The organism is Gracilibacillus lacisalsi DSM 19029, from assembly GCF_000377765.1.
Taxonomy (GTDB): domain Bacteria; phylum Bacillota; class Bacilli; order Bacillales; family Amphibacillaceae; genus Gracilibacillus; species Gracilibacillus lacisalsi.
Genome location: NZ_KB898670.1, coordinates 102,897 through 122,032, shown reverse-complemented (window position 1 = coordinate 122,032; position 19,136 = coordinate 102,897). Strand labels below are relative to the sequence as shown.

Genomic DNA, 19,136 nt, shown 5'->3' with positions numbered 1-19,136 from the left:
CCATTTATTTGTCTATTCTTTGGATTTTCCTCTTCAAAATGATCAACCATATAGCTAGGATAAAAATGATAGAGGAAATGATGGATATTGGTAAAGTATCATCTTCTATAGTGTTTTTAACGATTGCTAAACTAAAAAATAATAACACTACCAAAACCGTTAAACATCGATAGATTATATTGCTGTAGATAATATCAATTCCACTATTTAACAGTATAGTATTAAAATAACATATAATAACTAACTTATCTACAGTGGATTTTACTATGAAAAGTACAAGTCGATCAAACAAAAGTAGATGGTCATGAACCAATTGCTAGTTCATGACCATCTGAAGTCCCTTGTTTAATCCTCTTCTTCGTTATCATTTTCATTCGATTCCTTGCTTTCATCTTTGTTATTCGGCTCTTCATCAGAATCGGGTTGCTCTGTTTGATTAGAATCAGGTTCATCTTTAGGATCTTTCTTATTTTCTTCCTTCTTATCTTTTTGCTCTGATTTGCTGTTGGTATCCTTATCTGGTTTTTCTTCTTTTTTATCACGATCCGAAGCATTCTTGTCATTAGATTCCTGTTTTTCTTTTTTCTGATTGCCTTCATTTTCAGCCTTTTCTTTTTTCTCTTTTTCCTTCTCTTTCTCTTGCTCTTTCTTCTTTTCTGCCTGTTCCTTCTCCTTTTCCTGATCTTTTTCTTCCTGCTGTTTCACATCCTCGTTTGTTGTCTGCTTTTGTACTGGTATATATTCCGTTGGTATTGTCGTACCCTTCACAAATAACTCTGTTACGATACTGCTGGAAGGTGTGTGATGAGAGGCAACTTTGCCATTGCGCATATCAATTTTTACTTCTTCGACGCTTGCTGGTTTTGTGAAGTCTGCTGTTTCAATATTTTGAGAAGCATGGGACATAATTTCCTTAAATAATAACCTGGAAATCCGTGCATCTTCTTGGTTGACGAATTGTTCGGTAGAAGTGGTCTCATAGCCGGTCCAAACAGCTGCAGTATATTCAGTTGTATAGCCTACAAACCAAGAATCGGTAGAACCATTGGTAATACCTTCTGGAGGGTTTGTTGTTCCTGTTTTACCAGCCATTGGCAAACCATCAATTTTGGCAAGTGTACCGGTACCTTCTTCGACCACATCTTTTAACATATCTGTAATCATATAGGCAGTGTAGTCATTCATCGCCTTTATTCCTTCTGATTGTAGTTGTTGTACTTCACCTGTTGGATATTCTACTTTCGTAACCGCATATGGCTCGTGATATTGTCCATTATTTCCAAAGGCAGCATAGGCACCAGCCATATCTAATGGGGAAACACCATCTTCATCACCGAATCCGCCAATAGCATAAGAAGGGTAAGCATGTTCCAAGTTGATACCAAGATTGGCAGCAAACTGTTTTGCTTGCTCATCTTCTAATTCTAAAAATGTTTTGATTGCCGGAATATTATAGGATTTTACCAATGCCTCTCTCATCGATACCATGCCATGGAATCTGCCATCATAATTTTTGAATTCTTTACCATCTATTTCAAGTTTTTCATCTTTGATCTGTTGATACGTAGACCATTTGTTGTATTCAATCGCCGGCCCATAGTCTAAAATCGGCTTTATCGTTGAACCGGGTTGACGTTTTATATCTGTGGCAAAATTGAATCCGCGTTGTACCTCGTTACTTTCAGGGTCACGGTTTCCGCCGATTGCTCGAATGGCACCGGTTTTAGTATCCATTAATACAACGCCCGCTTTAAAGGCTTCATCAGGAAAGGGGATCGTATCCGTCCCTGTCATTACTTCGTTAGTATAGGACTGTGTTTCTGTATCAAGTGTCGTATAAATCTCTAATCCGCCATTATAAAGTTGATTTTCCTCAAAACCTTTTGCAATCAATTCTTCTATGACATAATCAATAAACACTTGATAGGAATTATTTTTTTGTTTTGGTGAGAGCAAACTCTCAACCTCTGTAGTCTTTGCTTCTTCTGCCCTATCTGAGGAGATAAAATTATGTCTTTCCATCGCTGATAATACAAGTTCTCTTCTATTTGCTGCTTCTTCTGGATATTTAAAAGGATCATACCCACTTGGTCGTTGTGGAAGTCCGGCAAGTAATGCAGCTTCTGAAACGGTCAGATCACTGACATCTTTGTTAAAGTACACTTCTGCCGCTGCCCCAAGACCATATGCACCATGACCAAAATAAATGGAATTAAGATACATTTCTAAAATTTGATCCTTTGAATATTTCTTCTCCATTTGTATAGCAAGGTATGCTTCCTGCACTTTTCTTTTAAATGTTTTTTCCGGAGAAAGGAGCGTATTTTTTACAACCTGTTGTGTGATTGTACTACCACCTTCAGCTCCCCAGCCTTCTTCCAAATTGGCCAATAATGCTCCGCCGATGCGTTTTAAATCAACTCCGGAGTGCTTTTGGAAGCGGGCATCTTCTATTGCAATAAAAGCATTCTGTACCTCTATCGGAACATCGTCAATACTTACGGGTAAGCGATGTTCAACCCCCGCAATATTAGCAACCTTCTTCCCATCTTTATCATAAATAACGGAAGTAATTGGATTTTGTAATTGATCTTCCGATAATTCCGGAGTATCTTGAACAAGGGCGAAAAGCGAGAGACCTCCGATAATGAACAAAGATAAGAAAATGAGAAAGGTTGCGATGATAAATTTGATGAATCTTCTTTTTTTTCTTCGGCTGGATCTTTTCATTGTTACTTTACTCAAGCTCTCTAACCTTCCTTCTGGTTGAAAACCATAATTTTGAATCTGTAAACTATATGTAACAGGAACTCGTTTCTATACATGTATATGATAATTATTGGAAAATGAAACCATTAGTAATGTTAATTCGTTCATATGTTAAAGAGAAAATTGTATGGGAGCACTAGGCGCATACCTCTTACTAAGCTTAGTGCTTGTCCCTTTTCAGTATCGCTATTTAACAGGGGTAAAAGAAGAACAGATCAGATGTGAACAGAATCAGTCAGAATACTATAATAGTAAAAGCGTTACTGAACAGATTCTGCATGTAAATACTCAAGGTAATCCTTTATTTATATTAGCTAACGTGATGGCATATATCATTTACAAATTAAAGCAAAAGTAAATGTAATATCGGAGGACAATATACATATATGTATGGATAAGTCTAGTACTTTTTGATCTCGGTCTTTGATGATAGAGTAGAAAAGAAGTACTAGATTTTTTTTGCTTTTTTGGAATTAGCTCATGCAAAAAAGTATTATTTAACTTAAAATGCTACTAATATCAATAGATCAGTATTTTGCAAAAAAATGATATAGCCTGGAATATCAAAGGTTGCTAGGCTTGATGTAGAGATTATGTTTTACACCACAATAATGTATGCGCTTACTTTTGGTAGGCAGGAAGGAGGGGAGCAAGGCGGTGTGCAAGTAATCTCTATTGTGATAACTTTTAAAAGGAGCTGAAGTGAATAGTGCGCGCTAAAAGTCGACTGAACAAACAATTGATATTGCTGACAATTGGAATCTTGGTTTTATCCTCCTTTTCTATTGTACCTACAGCTTTTGCAAACGAAGATTATCAAACTGTATATGCGACGGATTTTGGTGATGCTGAGCCGTTAGAATTAGAAAATTGGGGCTTCTCTACCTTTGCTGCAACATTGTCTATTAATGAAGAAGATATTGCAGGCAACGATACGAAAAAGCTAGATTTTAGCATAGTCGATCAGTCTGGTGGACGTGTCGCAACAAAGGAATTTGATAATGCAGTTAAGGGTGCTGAAATGAAAGTTAAATTAGATTGGTATCCTGGTAAAAATAACGATAAAGGTGTTCATCCTCACGAAAATGGTGGAGAGCTTCGCATTGAAGATGCGGCAGGGAATATAGTATTTACCGTTAATAATACCAATAATGCTCCGTTAACTTTTTTTGCTGGTGACCAGGAGCCAATTGAAACCGATATTACAGATCCTGAAGCTTGGTATCAGGTAGAAATCATCTTTAACATTATGAACAATGAAATTCTATTTTCCATAGGTGATGAAAGTCATACGGTGTCTTTGAATGATGTTCCATTTGATGGTTCAATTGACAAATTGAAATTAGTTGGTGTACGAACATCAGGAAATAACCATACTTGGACAACTTACGTAGATAATATTGAATTAAGTCACATTCCGATTGAAGACAATGTAATTACTACAGTTGAAAGGCTTCCATATCAAAGAGTGTATGTGGGAGAGACTACATCCAATATTGATTCTATTGGTCTACCGGAAACAGTGCCAGTAACATTAGCAGATAATTCTACTGTTGAAGTTGCTGTGGAAAGCTGGCAAGAGGTAGGACAAGCTTGGGACCCGGATGAATCTGCTGTTTATACGTTTGAAGGGATATTGGCGGAATCGGAGGCAGTAGAGAATCCTTTTGAACGGACAGCAACAGTTTATGTTTATAATCGATTAGCCCCACCTGACACAAACCGTGATACGGAATGGTTGGATCGTGGTGTTATTGCATTACCATCAGAGGAAGGCATTTTTGTATCATGGCGATTATTGGCTGATGAATATGATCGAGATGTTACCTTTAATATTTTACGTAATGGAGAAAAATTAAATGAACAACCACTCGAAGTGACGAATTATACAGATGAAGATGGAAAAAAAGGAGATACGTATCAGATTGAAACGGTTGTACATGGTAATCTAACGGAAACAAATGAAGTCGACAGCTTAGATCAAAACTATTTATCCATCCCACTTCAAAAACCTGAAGGTGGAACGACAGCAACAGGAGATTACACTTACTCAGCCAATGATGCTAGTGTTGGTGATCTTGATGGTGATGGAGAATATGAAATTATATTAAAATGGCGTCCATCCAATGCCATGACAGCACTTGAAGATGTAATTACTGGTCCTACTATATTTGATGCTTACAAACTGGATGGTACCCCATTATGGAGAATGAATATGGGAATGAACTTAACATCAGGACCACAATACCATCAATTTGTTGTGGGAGACATGAATGGCAACGGCAAGTCAGAATTTTTGATCAAAACAGCGGATGCTACAACAGTTTATGGTGTAACAAACGGTGTGTTTGATGAAGATAAAGTGATTAGTGTAATCGGAAATCCAGAGGATGATGGTAGATGGATTAATGAAGGAGGACATGTTGTAACAGGTCCTGAATATGTATCAGTTTTCGATGGTGAAACAGGTGAAGCCATTGATACGATTGATTTTGCGTTTCCGGTTGAAAAAGAAGAAGGAGATCAAGGGGCTTCATGGGGGGATACTTTCTATAATCGTTCTGACCGCTTCTTATCTGGATTAGCTTATGTGAATGGAAAAACACCAAGTGCGATTTATGGTCGAGGTTATTATGAAAGAACGACCTTTGTATCCTACAGTCTCCAAGATGGCACGCTTGTTGAAGATTGGACATTTGACACAGATGAAGCAGGACACGGTGAAGGTTTAGGTAACCATAACTTAGCTACAGGCGATGTAGACAATGATGGCTTTGATGAAATCATCGCTGGATCCTTAACTTTGGATCATGATGGTTCGATTTTATACGCAATGGATGGCGAAATGGGACGGGTGAAAGGCTCCCATGGAGATGCCCTACATGTCGGAGCTTTTGATCCTGATCGTGAGGGACTGCATGTTTTTGGTGTGCGGGAAGATTCAGAAGTAGCTTCATTAGAGTATCATGATGGCGCAACAGGTGAAACATTAGAAGCTTTCTATGCCTATAAAGATGCAGGTCGAGGAGTAGCGGCAAATATCACATCCAAACCAGGATATGAATATTGGGGTACGGGTGGAGCAACTGTTGAAACTGGTGGTGGTGTGTATAATGTCCAAGGTGATGTAATCGAGGATAGTTTCCGAGATATCGGCCTTCCAGTCAATTTTGTCACCTATTGGGATGGTGATCTATTACATGAATTACTGGATCACACTTCGATCACCAAATATGATGAATCCACAAGTGAAGCAAATGTTATCGAAGTATTTGAAGATGTAGTGAGTAATAATGGAACGAAAGCAAATCCAAGTTTGCAAGCAGATATTCTAGGGGATTGGCGAGAAGAAGTGATTTTCCCAACGGAAGATAGCTCTGAATTAAGAATTTTTAGTACAACAATACCAACTGAATATCGTTTGCCAACATTAATGCATGACTCTGTGTATCGAATGGGGATCGCTTGGCAAAACACAACCTATAATCAACCACCACATATTAGTTATTATTTAGGTGAAGATGTTCGCGATCAAGTGTTGGCAGGTGAACTAGAATTTCCTACTGTAGACTACACGCCATCTATAGCAAGCTTGAAACATCAAGTGAACTTGGAAGCAATAGAAGAAAGTGATCAAGTATTGAACAATAAAATACAACAGGTCGAACATCATCTGGAAAAGGGGCGAACCAAACAAGCCAAAAAACAGCTTAATGATTTCTTGAAACATTTAAGTCGAAGTGCCCTAAGAGAGGATGTTAAAGAAAGACTAGTGAATGATGCTGAAACCGTACTGGAAAACTGGTAATTTCACAACAAAGTCCAGGGAAAACTATTCTCTGGACTTTTCATTTTCCATTGATCCTAGTCCTTTATTGCAAAATTGACTTATCAATTCAGCCATTTGTTTCGGTGATTGTGTTTGATCAATCAGTAGCCAATCTTTAATAACATGGATGGCCCCAGATACGATAAAGGTGCTTAAGTAAGAAGCAGCGTCTATGTTAGCAGTATCCGTTTTGTTTATTAAAAAAAGTCTTGCAATATCCATCACTCTTTTTTCAAAGCTTGTCCCTGTATTATTCTCCAATAATGCTTCGAAGATTTCTTTTCGTTCTTTGATGTATACTAACAACTTCTCCGTCATCTGAATCGACTCTTCTTCCACAATAAAATGAAAGGCATTCAAGTATTTATTCATTTCTTCAATAATTTCTTCTTCAATGGAATAAAGTAAATCGTGAACATCGGTGAAATGTGTGTAAAAGGTAGAGCGATTAATATCAGCAAGAACACATACTTCTTTGACAGTTATCGATGAAAAAGTTTTCTCATTCATTAATTGGATCAGGCTGTCTTTTAAGACCATTCGCGTGTATTTTTTGCGACGATCTAATTTGTCAGGCAATAAAAACACTCCTTACTTTGTGAACTTTTTGTTAATTTCCAACAAAAAAGTATGAAATGTTGGAAAATAAACGCAATATCCAAAACTGTTTGTTGAATATCCAACACGGTGTCTATATAATATTAAAGTGGATTGAGGAAATTTGCAAGAGAGGATGAACAACGATTGACCTTTCAACAAAAATAATTCAACATAAAAAATCAATTGTTATTACTTTTATCGTGGTTGCTCTGATTAGTGTAATTACGCAATTCGCCGTATCTGTTAATTATAATATGGTTGATTACTTGCCAGATGACGCGCCGTCAACAAATGCAATAGATACGATGGAAGAAGAGTTTGAAGCGTCTGTGGCAAATGCTCGGGTTTTAATGCACGATGTAACCGTGCAGGAAGCATTAGAATATAAAGAACAGCTTACAGCTATTGATGGTGTTAGTGATGTAACTTGGTTAGATGATGCCATTGATATTAAAACACCGATTGAAATGGCTGACGAAGATACAGTGGAAACTTATTATAAAGATAACCATGCACTGTTTTCTTTTCATATTCGTGACGGGGATGAGGTAGAAATTACCGATCAGATTTATCAATTAATTGGTGAGGAAAATGCGCTGTCAGGGGAAGCTGTAGATACTGCACAATCACAGAAAATGGCGGGATCAGAATCAGCTTATGCGGCATTACTTTTAGTTCCGATTATCATCATTATTTTGGTGGTATCAACGAATTCCTGGATGGAGCCAGTTTTCTTCCTTACTGCGATTGGAGTATCGGTGCTGATCAACCTTGGAACCAATATATTTTTAGGAGAAGTATCATTTGTCACCCAGTCGGTTGCACCAATCCTTCAGTTAGCCGTCTCACTTGATTATGCGATCTTTTTGTTACATAGCTTTTCAGACTTTCGTAACAAAGGGGAGGAACCGACTAATGCGATGCGTTTGGCAATGAAGCGATCATTCCCTGCTATCGCAGCGAGTGCATCGACAACCTTTTTCGGATTTATGGCCCTTACATTTATGAATTTCGAAATTGGTGCTGATCTAGGTGTTAACTTAGTCAAAGGTATATTGCTCAGCTTTATTAGTGTCATGGTATTTTTACCAGCACTAACACTTACTTTTTACAAATGGATTGACAAGACAGAACATAAACAGATTGTACCGAATTTTAAAAATCTCGGTAGACGTGTGCTGAAGTTTAGAATACCAAGTTTAATTCTTGTGCTGTTAATGATTGTGCCAGCATTTTTAGCACAAAGTAATACGAATTTTATTTATGGTGTAGGTGAGCATCCGGATTCTACCCGAATCGGTGTGGATGAACAAACGATTGAAGATTCGTTTGGTAAATATACACCAATGGTTTTGTTAGTGCCAAAAGGAGATATTGCAAAAGAAGAAGAACTGGTACAAGAATTGGAACAACTTGATCATGTGTCGAGTGTGTTAGCTTATGTCAATTCTGTCAGTGCGGCGATTCCTCCTGAGTATTTGGATGAATCGATCACAGAACAATTTTACTCTGAAAATTATTCGCGTATTATTTTGCATTCCAATACGGATGCAGAAGGTGATGCAGCTTTCTCTTTGATTGATGAGGCAGAAGAAACGGCCGAAAATTATTACGGGGATGACGTTCATGCTTTAGGTGAAAGTGTGACACTATACGATATTAAAAATACGGTGGAAAAAGATAATGTAGTAGTTAACGTACTAACGATCGTTGCGATTGCGGTGGTGTTATTAATCACTTTCCGTTCGATTTCCATGCCGATTGTCTTATTACTAACCATACAAGCGGCAGTGTGGTTTAACTTATCTGTACCATACTTTATGGATTCGTCACTAGTATATGTAGGGTATCTAATCATAAGTACAGTGCAACTGGCCGCAACAGTCGATTACGCGATCTTATTATCAGAAGCGTATCATGTCAATCGAAGAGAGATGCCAGCTTTACAAGCTATTAAGAAAACAATTGATGAAAAAATCTTTTCGATTTTAATTTCTGCTTCGATTTTATCAAGTGTTGGATTTATCTTATGGATGACGTCCTCTAATCCAATTGTCGGATCAATAGGGTTGTTACTTGGTAGAGGAGCATTACTAGCGTTTATTTTAGTTGTATTTTTCTTACCAGCGATGTTATTAGTGTTTGATAAAGTGATTGAAAAAACAACATGGAAAGCAAACTTTTATAAGAAGAAGGGTTGATGATGAGAATAAAACGATTTTTATTGTTAATGATGGTGGGGATAGTTGCACTCTCTCCTTTTAACGTAGTTGCAGCAAGTGCTACGGCTCCAAAGGATGAGGTAATATATGCCACATTACAACCAAATGGTGAAGAGTTGAATATGTATGTCGTGAATAGTTTTGAAGTGGAAGAACAGGAAGAATTAGTCGATTACGGTGATTATACAAATGTGAAAAACTTGACTGACCTATCCGAGATAACCAAAGAGGGGGATGAAATATCCTTTACGGCCTCTGAGGACACCTTTTACTACCAAGGTGACCTAGAAAACAAACCGTTACCTTGGGATTTTGCCATCCACTATCAGCTTGATGGGGAAGAGGTGAATCCAGAAGAATTGTTAGGTCAGGAAGGCCATTTGCAAATAGAGATAGAAACTTCTGCGAACGAAGATGTTAATTCGATCTTCTTTGAAAATTACTTATTACAGATTTCGCTTTCGCTAGATGGTGAGTTGTATCAAAATATTGAGGCAGGAGAAGGTACTATCGCAAATGCTGGAAAGAACAAGCAAGTGACATTTACGGTAATGCCGGAGAAAGAGGAAAATTTTCTATTAGAAGCAGATGTAACAGACTTTGAATTGGAAGGAATCGAGATATCGGCTATTCCTTCCTCTATGTCGATTGATTCTCCAGATACTGATAATGTCACGGAGGATTTCGAAACCTTATCAGATGCTACCGCGGAAATTGATGAGGCAGTAGGCGAATTAGCGGAAGGCATTTCAGAATTAAATAATGGTGTTTCCAGTCTGAAAAATGGTTCCAGTGATTATCAAGATGGTATTACTCAAATTAGTAATGGATCAGCTGATTTGATCAGTGGTAGTAAGTCCATCGATCAAGCACTAGTCACAATGAAAAATTCCACCGATCAAGATGTGGAGACTGGAGATTTCAGTGCATTACAGGATGGACTTGTGCAAATTGCTGATGGCTTGAGAGAGGCAAGCAATGGATTAGCGGAATTGGAGGATAATTACACGCAAGCCTATCAAGCGTTGGATGAAGCAATGGATGCCATACCATCCTATGATATTTCAGAGGAAGAGATTCAGGAGATATACCAAAGTGGGGCAAATCCTGAAGTGGTAGAAAAATTAGTCGACACATATGAGAAAGCTCAAGTAGCAAAAGGTACGTATGGTCGAGTCAGCGAAGCTTTTGCAGCAGTTGCGCCAACTCTAGATGAAGTAAGCAACTCTCAAACGGATATGGCATCTTCCTTGGAAACAATGGCTGAACAAATTGCAGCAGCAAGTGAAGGAATGGATATTCAGGAAGGCTTAAAAGAATTACAAGAAGGATTAGCGACACTATCCGATAATTATCAAGAATTTCATGCAGGTCTTGAGGAATATACAAATGGTGTTGATGAATTGTCCAATGCCTATCAGGACCTTCATAACGGAATTGTAGAATTAGAAGACGGAACTACTGCACTAGAAGATGGTGCAAGTGAGTTACATGATGGAACAACAGAATTGGCTGATTCAACAAGTGACTTACCTGACCAAATGCAGGATGAAATAGATGAGATGATCAATGATTATGATAAGTCAGATTTTGATGCAGAATCATTTGTTTCCGACAAAAATGAAAATGTGCAATCCGTTCAATTCGTAATAAAAACAGAGAGCATTACCCAAGATGAAGAAGCTGATGAGGAAGAAGAGACAGAAGAAGAGAAGAGCTTCTGGGATCGCTTATTAGATTTATTTAGATGATAGTAGATTAGATAATGTCGATGGCATACCTGTCAGTTGGGTATGCTATCTTTTTTTGTGAGAAGAACACTGTGAGTCGAGTTGCCGGACATCTATTCCGTTAATTTAGCTAAAAGTAGTGATTTTTGACGTTTTCGGACATCTGTTCCGTTATTTACTGCAAATCATGCTATTTTTCTAATGAAATAGCTGAATAACGGAACAGATGTCCGCAAGCATCCCCAAAATGGCTTTTTTGTTACGAATAGCGGAACAGATGTCCGCGAAACAAAGATAAGCTTTATTATTTTTCAAATTGCCACAAAAAAATTACACTTAAGAAAAGGAGCGAAGAATGATGAAATTAAGTGTATTAGATCAAGCACCTATTTCCAGAGGAGATACACCTGAACGAACATTGGCAAATACGTTAGAACTTGCGCAGTGGACAGAGCAATTAGGTTATCATCGTTATTGGGTAGCAGAGCATCATAATACCAATGGATTGGCAAGTGCTTCTCCAGAAATTATCATGACAAGGATTGCTTCTGTAACCAATACCATCCGCGTTGGATCAGGTGGAGTTTTATTACCACAGTATAGTCCTTATAAAATTGCTGAAGATTTCAAGACATTAGCAGGATTTTTCCCTGAGCGGATTGATTTAGGTGTCGGCCGTTCGCCTGGTGGTTCACAACTTACCCGGTCAGCACTTACGGATAATCAAAACAAAAGCTTAAGCGAATTTCCGCGTCAACTTACCGATTTACAAGGTTTTTTGCATAATTCACTACCAAGACAGCATGACTTTCGTTTGGTGAAAGCTGGACCTCGAGTGGAGAAGGTGCCACCGATATGGGTATTAGGATTATCGGAGCGTGGAGCTACAAACGCAGCAGAGCTAGGAGTAGGATTTGTTTTTGGTCATTTTATCAATCCTGCTCATGGTGAAAAAGTAATGCAGACGTATCATCAGAAATTTCAACCTTCTGTTTCAATGGATCAGCCTAAAACAATGGTTTGTATTTTTGTCATTTGTGCGGAAACGGAAGAAGAGGCAGAAGAATTAGCATTAACACAAGACAAATGGTTGCTTAGTGTAGGAAAAGGAGCAGATACGAAAGTACCATCGATAGAAGAAGTCCGAAAGAAATCATTTACGCAAGAAGAACTGGATATAATGAAGAAAAACAGAGAGCGTTGTCTTATCGGAACACCTGCTAAGATAAAACAAGAGCTAACTCGCTTGCAAAAAGTCTATCAAACTGATGAATTTATGCTGATCACGAATATTCACGATTTTGAAGCAAAAAAGAAATCCTATCAACTGATAGCAGAAGCGATACGATAAAACAAAAGAGACAGTGGTACGAACCACTGTCCCCCTCTTTATGCTTGAAGAAAGTCAGGAGCTTGATAGCTTGGATTAGGATACTTATAAAATCCTTCGCCGGTAGCTGTTCCTAATTTGTTTTTATCGATATATTCTGTCTTTAAAAGCTCTGCTAATTTTGCAGCACCTTGATCACCAGTTTTATCTGCTTTTTGTTTCACAATGTTGTAGGCGGTAGTAATTCCTACAATATCAAGGATTGCAAAAGGTCCCTTTGGTGATCCAGTCGCAGCCATCCAGGTTTTATCAATTGTCTCTGGATCTGCTACTCCTTTAATAAATAAACCTTGAGCGGCATCAAGTAAAGGAACTAATAAGGAATTAAGGATATACCCGGGTTGTTCTTTATGTAGCGGTAGAGCAATCATGCCAATTTGTTTAGCAAATGCAAGAACATCCTCAAACACTTGCTCATCGGTTTGTTCATGTTTCATCACTTCAGCTGTATTATTTAGCCAGATTTCGTTGGCAAAATGGAGTGCCAGGAATTTTTCAGGTCTTCCTGTTACTTCTGCAAATTGACTTGGTAATAATGTAGAAGTATTAGTAGCAAAAATCGTGTTCTCTGGAGCAACTTGTCCAAGTTCTTGGTAAAATGCATTTTTAATATTCACTACTTCCGGAATTGCTTCGATGACAAGATCTGCTTCTACTACTGCCTGTTTTAAATCTGATTGAAAGTCCATGCGTTCAAAGGCAGCCTCTACTTGAGTTTGTGTTGCATCCAAGTCTGTTTTATAACGATCTTTTAGTTTGGTAATACGCTCTTTTGCTTGGTTTAACGCATCCTCATTAATATCATAAACCACCACATCAAAGCCCTTGAAGGCAGTTTGGTAAGCAATCTGGCTTCCTAAAACTCCTCCACCAGCAACGGTAACTTTTTGATATGACTCCATACCTATCCATCCCTTCTCACTTTTCTAGTAGAACACTACTGTATTATGACACAAGAATAGAATATTGATCAAAAGATAGGTATTAAGACTTAGATTCGTTTTGCTTAATCGGTGCATAGTCAAATAATTTCCCTTCGTATATCAATTCCATGCGATCATTCTTTCTGAAATCATCTGGAGTTACCATGGCGGGAAGTTTATCCGATATTTTAATGCCTGAACGATATAGAATATCTGCAACAAATTGTGAACAAAAATAGGAGTTGCTGAATTCAACTGGCTCTTTTAATGAGACTCCAATCACACCTAGGATATTGTAGAGAAACTTATCATTCTTTTTAATAAACACTTCCAATATTCGTTTCATCTTATCGATTTCACGTTCAGTTACTTGGAGGCGATAAATAACACAAGTGGTATTACGATATTTATTGAACGTGCCGGTCCAAATATCTTCTTTTACAAACCCACCATTCAAAGGGTTCTTCGGATTTTTTCTGCCAAAACTGTACATCTCTTTCAGTTCTGGATCAAAAGCAAGAGAAGCATGGTTATAGGGCGCTTTGGTATATGTTTTGATAACATTTGTAAATAAAGTACCTGTATCGGATAACATAATATAAACATAATTTTCTTCACTCATGTACATCACCAACTATCATCATTCTACTCTTTTCATTATAACGTATTTACTGTAAAATGAATGCAGTTTTTAAAAAGATTGGGTGAAAATCATGAGGGAAACGATTTGGACTTTATCTATTATCTTTTTTATTTTGTTAGTTGTATCCATAGTTTTTAAGATTATTACCAAATTACAACCAGATAAGGATTTTACTACGATTCAGCTCCGCGTCAAGACATGGTGGGGCATGTTCACCATTTTCTGGTTTGCTACCTTATTCAATACTACCGTTTCTTTGATCGCCATCATGATTTTATGTTTTTTTGCATTAAGAGAATATTTCTCCATGATGAAAACAAGAAAATCAGATAGGCGAATTTTCTTATGGTCTTATTTAATGATTCCATTACAATTTTACTGGATCTATATTGGTTGGTATGGCATGTTTATTGTATTTATTCCTGTCTATGTTTTTTTGTTTTTACCACTTCCGCGTATTATTGGTAAAGGTACAGTTGGCTTTCTACGATCGGTAAGTTTTACCCAGTGGGGGTTAATTTTGATGGTATTTGGTTTAAGTCATTTAGCCTATTTTCCAGTTGCGACACCAGAATTCGGTGCAAACCTTGTCTTGTATCTCATTATTTTGACACAAGTCAATGATGTCACTCAGTATCTAATATCACTATATCTCGGCAAACGAAAAGTTGCACCGACGGCAAATCTTTATATTACATGGGAAGGGTTTATTGGAGCACTTATTGCAACAACCGTCATATCTTATTGTGTGTATCCATTATTAACTCCGTTAGATCTAACTTTTGGTATTGCTTCAGGCATTTTAATCAGTGTTTCGGGGTACTTTGGAAGTTTGACGATATCTGTGTTAAAGCGGGATCTTTTAATAGGAAACAAAGAAGCATTGGAGCGGTTAAAGGATCGTTATCTTAATCGAATTGATAGTTTAACATATACGGCACCGGTCTTCTTTCATGTGATCCGTTACTTTTTTGATTTTATGTAGTTAAAAATCCATGGGGACGACCATGGATTTTTCAAGTATCATTTATCGAGCAATCTGATATTCCTTTAAATGAATACATTTTGTAAGATCATTTAATGTTTGTTGTGGATTTTCTCCTTCGACAATTAATTTAATTTCACATCTTGGGTTCATAGTTAACGAAAATGAAATGAGACTTGGTAAACTTTCAAGTGTGATCATATCATGATGGAAAAGAAGATAAATATGACCTTTATAATTTTTCTGATAGGTATGTAATGCTAAGAGCTGGTTAATGGATAATCTTTCATTCAACTTTATATTTTTAGATAAAAACTTCTTCATGTTGCACCCTCCTCATACAAGCTACTTATCTATAACCCGTTTACCAATCGTTGAAACGGTAACTTGTATTAAAAATGAATGACAAATGTTACAAAAGCTTAACCATAAGCTCTATAAGAGATCAAAACCCACCACTGATGGTAGACTTCCATTGTCTAAAAGCCAATTACTATAACTCCTCAGCTAATTCTTATATAATAATTAGAAGGGAGGGGTTAACATCGAACAGAAATTACATAATCCAACAGGAAAACAGCGAATCGGCTTAGCATTCTTGCTAGCGATGTTAGCAATGTTAGGGCCGTTCAATATTGATATGTACTTACCAAGTTTCCCACAAATAGCAGATGATTTGGGAGCACGAGCATCGCTTGTTCAATTAAGCTTAACTGCTTGTTTATTAGGTTTAGCTTTTGGCCAATTAGTAATTGGACCGATCAGTGATGCAATAGGAAGAAGAAAACCTATACTATTTTTTATTTCGCTATTTGCAATCTTTTCATTACTTTGTGCTGTGGCACCAAATATTATTGTTTTAATTTTAGCTAGGTTTTTACAAGGGTTCACTGCTTCAGCAGGTGTTGTGTTATCACGAGCAGTTGTGAGAGATGTATTTGATGGAAAAGCATTAACCAAATTTTTTGCTTTGTTAATGGTAATTAATGCTACAGCACCAATGATTGCTCCGATCTCAGGTGGGGCTGTATTATTACTACCCTTTGCAACATGGCATACTATTTTTATCTTTTTATTTCTATTAGGTATTGTCATGGTGACGATTAGTGCCTTTAAATTGCCGGAAACTTTACCAGAAGAAAATCGTCGACCAACTTCGATTGCCAGTTCATTAAAAACAATGGGGTATTTATTAAAAGACCGATCCTTTATCGGCTATGCGATTGTAGTTTGTTTTGTTCAAGGTGGAACATTTGCATATGTTGCAGGGACACCATTCGTTTATCAGGATCTGTATCATGTATCACCACAAGTATTTAGTATCCTATTCGGTATAAATGGATTAGCGATTATTTTTGGTAGTTTTCTTGTCGGTCGATTAAGCAGCCATTTTTCAGAAGAAAGTTTATTGAGAACCGGCGTTATCATGTCACTAACAGCAAACACAATATTGCTAATAGCGACGGTGTTTCATTGGCCATTGTATATGCTTGTTATCTCGTTATTTATCCATTTAAACTCAGTTGGGATTATCTTAACTAGTAGTTTTTCACTTGCAATGGAGAATCAAAAAGAACGTGCAGGGACCGCAAGTGCATTACTTGGTATGTTGCCTTTAGTAATGGGCGCAATAGTTGCCCCTATTGTAGGATTAGATGAAACAACGGCAGTTCCAATGGGAGCAGTACTATTTACGAATTCTCTTATCGGGGCGATTATATTTTTTGCATTTACTAGACAAAAAAGATGAGTTGTTTGATCCAACTCATCTTTTTTTTAGAAAGAAAGTATAAAGTTTGGGTATCTGTCTAGCTCCGATCGCTACGTTTTAAACGGGCTCTTTGCGCTTTTCTTAGTATTCTACTTTATCCGTAGTTTGCTCCCATAATTGGAAAGGTAATTTATCACTATTTAAATCTAGTTTCTTCATTAATAATTTTCTATCTTCGATATTCATAGCGATTTGGTCATAAATATATTGATCATCGAATCCAATCTTTGCTGCTTCTTCTCTTGTATTAAAATAATAAACAGCTTTAGGACGTGCCCAATAGATCGCTCCTAAACACATCGGACAAGGTTCACAGCTTGTATAAATTTCACAACCTGTTAATTGATAATCATTAAGGTGCATACACGCATCCCGTATTGCGCTGATTTCAGCATGGGCGGATGGATCATTTGTCGTTGTGACTACATTTGTCCCTTTTCCTACAATTTTATCTTCTTTTACAACCACAGCACCAAATGGGCCACCATTTCTTTTTTCTACATTGTCATATGCTATCTGTAAAGCGTGCTTCATAAATTCTAGCTTCATATTAACTGCCTCCCTATATTCTATAAAATATTTTATAGTAGAAAACTCAAAAATATGATTAGCTTGTGATATTCTTTAACATTAAAATAATTGAAAATGTTTTCTTTTGTTACTATAGTAGTAAGAAGAAAGGCTTATTAATATAAAAGTTAATTTACAAAAAGAAATTTTCTGAGTTGCTTTTAAAATATCAAATGCGATCTTTGCCGAGATGGGTGTATACTACAAAGATAGGAATTTTATTCACTAACTATTTTTTATTATCTACAAAAAAGTTAATATATGAGACAATTGGATAAATAATAACATATGGTATGTCTAAAGCAATAATTATTAAAAAAAATCTAGTTTTGTTTACAAGTCTCGACAGATGCTTTACTTTGCACACAAAAAATTCGAACTAATTTAAGGAAATTTGTAGAAATTTTGTTCTTTATATAGTATAATTCTTATTAAGAAGGGACTTAGATATGGAAAATATACACAAGTATACCAATCTATTAAATGAGGAAAAAAGAACTACAATATGGTTTTTGTGGTTGTTTTATGTTATTTATTTTGGATATGAAATTATATATTATTATATATTGCCACAAATGCCTTGGAATCTAGTTTCTAATGGATTAAAAACTATATTCGATTTCTATTTATACGCTATTCTTTTGGCGTTATTACCCATAGCAATATATTTATTAAAGCGAAATAAACCATCACCAGTAAAATACATTTACTTTATTGTTTTTACCGTAGCAAATGTCATCATAGAATTAATATATTTTTTATCAAATAATGAAACCTATAATGCTGGAAATATCGTAGAAATGGTTTTTGTTTTATTTTCACCCATTTTTGTCAATAAAAGATTCTTCTACTTTGTATCCCTAGTACAAATTTTTAAGTATATTTTTATTGGAATAGTTTTAAACCAGTATGTGGTACTGATTCCGCTATTATTATTACTAGTCTTTGCAACTGTTGCATGTATAGTTTTATACAGGTTCTTAGGGTACGTTAATTCTCTAAAACTTTCTTATGATAATCAGTTGGAAGGGATCGTGAAAGGAGTTATCGCGACATTAGAACTAAAAGATCCGTATACTAGGGGACACAGTGAAAGAGTTGCTAATTATGCCATGATTCTTGCCAAATCTTTAAAAGAATTCAAAAATCAAGATATTAAACTATTCTATTATGCTTGTTTATTACACGATGTAGGTAAAATTCATATTTCAGATGTAATATTGTCAAAACCAGGAAAGTTAACTGCAGAAGAATTTGAAATTATCAAATCTCATCCAGTGGTAGGAGCTGAAGCTGTTAAAGATGTAGAAGGAATAAATGAATACATAACAGTAATTAGAGATCACCATGAACGGTGGGATGGAAAAGGATATCCAAACGGTTTAAAGGCAGAAGAAACTAACCTTTTTGCTCGAATAACAGCAATTGCTGATGCTTTTGACGCGATGACATCTTCGCGCTCGTATCGTGAAGCAATGCCTTTAGAAAAGGCATATGAACAGATCGTTAATGGTAGTGGTTCTCAGTTTGATCCAATCCTAGTGGAAAAAGTCAAAGAAGTTTTTCCATTATGGATTGAATATCATAAACAATATTATGCAGAAAGGAGAGATAACAAATGAAGATCCGTAAACTAAAAAGTCTAAAAGCAACTTGTTGGTGGTGTGCACATCTACAATGGTAATAGGATGCTATTTTAGCATC

At 36.6% G+C, this 19,136-nt stretch carries 14 protein-coding genes; 8 read left to right on the top strand and 6 right to left on the bottom strand.

Annotated features, from left to right (window positions below; genetic code table 11):
• Positions 1-345: 345 nt before the first annotated feature.
• Positions 346-2,745: a transglycosylase domain-containing protein gene (locus tag D569_RS22930; RefSeq protein ID WP_018933136.1), complete on the bottom strand. Its 2,400-nt coding sequence runs from the start codon at positions 2,743-2,745 to the stop codon at positions 346-348.
• A 151-nt stretch (positions 2,746-2,896) separates the two neighbouring features.
• Between D569_RS22930 and D569_RS0114365 the strand changes: the two genes are divergently transcribed.
• Positions 2,897-3,127 (top strand): DUF3949 domain-containing protein, encoded by a 231-nt coding sequence (locus D569_RS0114365; protein WP_018933135.1) that lies wholly within the window; start codon positions 2,897-2,899, stop codon positions 3,125-3,127.
• A gap of 351 nt (positions 3,128-3,478) precedes the next feature.
• Positions 3,479-6,577 carry a rhamnogalacturonan lyase family protein gene (locus D569_RS0114360; protein ID WP_018933134.1) on the top strand — a complete coding sequence of 1,033 codons (3,099 nt, stop codon included), beginning with the start codon at positions 3,479-3,481 and terminating at the stop codon, positions 6,575-6,577.
• A gap of 24 nt (positions 6,578-6,601) precedes the next feature.
• Here D569_RS0114360 and D569_RS0114355 read toward each other — a convergent pair whose 3' ends face one another.
• Positions 6,602-7,186, bottom strand: a complete 585-nt coding sequence (locus D569_RS0114355; protein ID WP_425401990.1) for a TetR/AcrR family transcriptional regulator — start codon at positions 7,184-7,186, stop codon at positions 6,602-6,604.
• 266 nt (positions 7,187-7,452) lie between these two features.
• Between D569_RS0114355 and D569_RS0114350 the strand changes: the two genes are divergently transcribed.
• The 3 genes from D569_RS0114350 (at position 7,453) to D569_RS0114340 (ending at position 12,501) form a co-directional block, all read left to right on the top strand.
• Positions 7,453-9,399 carry an efflux RND transporter permease subunit gene (locus D569_RS0114350; protein ID WP_026287342.1) on the top strand — a complete coding sequence of 649 codons (1,947 nt, stop codon included), beginning with the start codon at positions 7,453-7,455 and terminating at the stop codon, positions 9,397-9,399.
• A complete protein-coding gene (locus D569_RS0114345; protein WP_156822959.1) occupies positions 9,399-11,171 on the top strand; it encodes a YhgE/Pip domain-containing protein in 1,773 nt (590 codons plus the stop codon). The genes D569_RS0114350 and D569_RS0114345 overlap by 1 nt, the downstream gene beginning before the upstream one ends.
• A 337-nt stretch (positions 11,172-11,508) precedes the next feature.
• A complete protein-coding gene (locus tag D569_RS0114340; protein WP_018933130.1) occupies positions 11,509-12,501 on the top strand; it encodes an LLM class flavin-dependent oxidoreductase in 993 nt (330 codons plus the stop codon).
• A 38-nt stretch (positions 12,502-12,539) separates the two neighbouring features.
• On the opposite strand, the gene D569_RS0114335 is transcribed toward D569_RS0114340, so the two are convergent.
• Positions 12,540-13,442 carry a 3-hydroxyacyl-CoA dehydrogenase gene (locus tag D569_RS0114335; protein ID WP_018933129.1) on the bottom strand — a complete coding sequence of 301 codons (903 nt, stop codon included), beginning with the start codon at positions 13,440-13,442 and terminating at the stop codon, positions 12,540-12,542.
• Between the two features lie 82 nt (positions 13,443-13,524).
• On the bottom strand, positions 13,525-14,085 hold the full coding sequence (locus tag D569_RS0114330; protein ID WP_018933128.1) for a C40 family peptidase: 561 nt from the start codon (positions 14,083-14,085) through the stop codon (positions 13,525-13,527).
• Positions 14,086-14,176: 91 nt separating this feature from the next.
• On the opposite strand from D569_RS0114330, the gene D569_RS0114325 reads away from it, so the two are divergent.
• Positions 14,177-15,091: a phosphatidate cytidylyltransferase gene (locus tag D569_RS0114325; protein WP_018933127.1), complete on the top strand. Its 915-nt coding sequence runs from the start codon at positions 14,177-14,179 to the stop codon at positions 15,089-15,091.
• A gap of 42 nt (positions 15,092-15,133) precedes the next feature.
• Here D569_RS0114325 and D569_RS0114320 read toward each other — a convergent pair whose 3' ends face one another.
• The gene (locus tag D569_RS0114320) at positions 15,134-15,415 is read right to left on the bottom strand and encodes a hypothetical protein (RefSeq protein ID WP_018933126.1); all 282 of its coding nucleotides are present in this window, start codon (positions 15,413-15,415) and stop codon (positions 15,134-15,136) included.
• 220 nt (positions 15,416-15,635) lie between these two features.
• Here D569_RS0114320 and D569_RS0114315 point away from each other — a divergent pair, with 220 nt between their 5' ends.
• Positions 15,636-16,841, top strand: a complete 1,206-nt coding sequence (locus D569_RS0114315; protein ID WP_033404999.1) for a Bcr/CflA family efflux MFS transporter — start codon at positions 15,636-15,638, stop codon at positions 16,839-16,841.
• A gap of 102 nt (positions 16,842-16,943) precedes the next feature.
• Here the strand turns inward: D569_RS0114315 and D569_RS0114310 are convergent, their stop codons facing one another.
• Positions 16,944-17,411 carry a nucleoside deaminase gene (locus tag D569_RS0114310; RefSeq protein WP_018933124.1) on the bottom strand — a complete coding sequence of 156 codons (468 nt, stop codon included), beginning with the start codon at positions 17,409-17,411 and terminating at the stop codon, positions 16,944-16,946.
• Between the two features lie 470 nt (positions 17,412-17,881).
• Between D569_RS0114310 and D569_RS0114305 the strand changes: the two genes are divergently transcribed.
• On the top strand, positions 17,882-19,054 hold the full coding sequence (locus D569_RS0114305; protein ID WP_018933123.1) for an HD-GYP domain-containing protein: 1,173 nt from the start codon (positions 17,882-17,884) through the stop codon (positions 19,052-19,054).
• Positions 19,055-19,136: the final 82 nt, after the last annotated feature.